2 protein-coding genes are annotated in these 2,107 nt (G+C 43.2%); both read left to right on the top strand.

Translation table 11 applies throughout. The features are described from left to right. The first annotated feature begins 361 nt into the window (after nt 1–361). Nucleotides 362–925: a tyrosine-type recombinase/integrase gene (locus IQ294_RS16160; protein ID WP_015085265.1), complete on the top strand. Its 564-nt coding sequence runs from the start codon at nt 362–364 to the stop codon at nt 923–925. Between the two features lie 110 nt (nt 926–1,035). Beyond that, nucleotides 1,036–1,626, top strand: a complete 591-nt coding sequence (locus IQ294_RS16155) for a hypothetical protein (RefSeq protein WP_015085266.1) — start codon at nt 1,036–1,038, stop codon at nt 1,624–1,626. The last annotated feature ends 481 nt before the right edge of the window (nt 1,627–2,107 follow it).

Raw genomic sequence — 2,107 nt, 5'->3', positions numbered from 1 at the left:
AGGTTACTAGTATATATACTAGTAACCTGTCCAAAAAACTATTGTTAGTTATGTTAAAGGCAAGATATTGTTAATGATAGAATAATCAATCCTTAAAAATACTTTGAGCAATTTGAACAGCATCTGAATGTAACTTATTATAAATTAAGTTACATTCACTTCCTTGATTTCATTGACTTCTTGCAAGAAACAGAAGAAAATAAAATTACTAGAAAAAATGATACATTCAAATCATTGATTCTACTGGTCTCGTCTTTCGTTGGCGGTGCTCTTTTTCTTTGGGGCGAATTCCCTTGAGTAGTTGGTTACATCTGTTTTTCTAGCAATCACACAATCAGCAGCCAACTGAAAGGAGCTATCCATGAACAAACAACACGAAATCAAAGATGTCCAGCCGATCCGGTCGCTGGAAAAGATCGAGGACATGAAATGGAGTTTGAAGAAGTGGTGCGGTGAACGGGATTATATTCTGTTTCTTCTCGGCATCAATTCGGGTCTGCGCGTCGGGGACCTGTTAAACATCAAAACGAGCGAGATCCAGGGCAAGAAAATCGTGTCGCTTCGGGAAGGCAAGACCGGCAAACGCCGGATGATCCACCTCGGCAACATCTACGATGAGCTGAATGCCTATATCAGCACGTTAAACGGCACAGAATGGCTTTTTCCAAGCCGCAAGGGGCAAAACCCGATTACAAGGGTCCAAGCGTACCGACAGCTCAACAAGGCGGCCCAGATGGTCGATATGCCGGATGGCATCGGCACGCACACTCTCCGGAAGACATTCGGCTACTGGCATTACAAGCAGTTCAAGGATATTGCCGAGCTGCAGAACATCCTCAACCATGCGCATCCGCAGATCACGTTGCGCTATATCGGCATCACGGACGAGCAGATTGAAAGCAATCTGAAGGCGTTTCGGCTCTAAGAACCCCAAAAAGGGTTCTTTTTTGTAGATTAGTCCTTCCTTAAATACAACAATTGTTGTAATATGTAGTAAATACTACCGTTGTTGTATTTAAGAAAGAGGTGCAGAACATGACCATGTACGAACTGGATGAACTGTTTGCGGTTCTGGAACAGAACAAAATCACCAAGAACAAAGAGAGTGTCCGGCGTTGGCTGCGGCAAGGGAAGATTCAAGGTACAAAAGGTGCCGGACCGAAGCGGAACGGCTGGCAGGTATCCGAGGAAGCGCTGCAGCGCTTCTTGAATGAACGGCTGCCTCACCAATTCCGGGAAGAAACGGAAGATGCCCCGGCAGCCCTGTCGGAAGAAGAACAAGAACGACTCCGGGAAGAGGGACGACAGGACGTTTTGGACCAGCTTGCCGCCAAAAACATCTGGGAAGGGCGCTTCGTGTTCCGGAAAAAGGGCATCAACGATTGTCTGGATCATCGCCGGATGGAAAATCCGGATACCCGGCAGTATATCCTGACCCGGATTCTGGGGCATAAACGGGGCTATGCGACGCCCGGTGTGGTCTATCTGCTGGATACGTTCAACTTTGAAGGGAATCGGCTGATGTTTGATACGGACTTTGGCTCGTTGGAAGAACAAATCACGTTTCCCCTGATTGAATACCTGCGCCAGGAATATCGAGATCCGGCCAGACGGATCGACCTGTAAAAATCCCGAAGCTCCTGGATTATTATCGGGAGCTTTTTCTTTTTCCTTCGCTGTCAAAAAAAAGCACAGAAAGGACGCTTTTAGCTGTTTTAGCTATTTTGTTTAATAAAGGGCGTTTTTTCTCAAACAAAAGCTTCTAAGGTGTTTTTTGGGCTTTTAAAGGATATATCGGCTTTTCAATCGATTGTCATGTGTCTTTTCTGTTTCATATCCAACCATTTTTTAAAAAACTTGGAGAAGAAAAAGAGTTCTGTTTTTAGGAATAAGCTCTCTTGTTTGTCATTCTTATTTCTAGCAATGAACTTGATCTGTATTTTGTTCTTTTCTTGATTCTTTTCATTTTTTCAAAATGAAATTTTGCTTATATATATTATCTTTTAAAAGATTAATTACATTAGTTATATTTATGAGTGCCCTTGCGCCTTAGAGCACCAATGGTTTGAAAGTTTAAATGAACTTTTTTTCCCCCTTTACTGAACTT

It is taken from the genome of Planococcus beigongshangi (genome assembly GCF_016820495.1).
Taxonomy (GTDB): Bacteria; Bacillota; Bacilli; order Bacillales_A; family Planococcaceae; genus Planococcus; species Planococcus beigongshangi.
The sequence above is the reverse complement of the archived record's forward strand: the minus strand, read 5'-3'. Positions and strand labels throughout refer to the sequence as shown.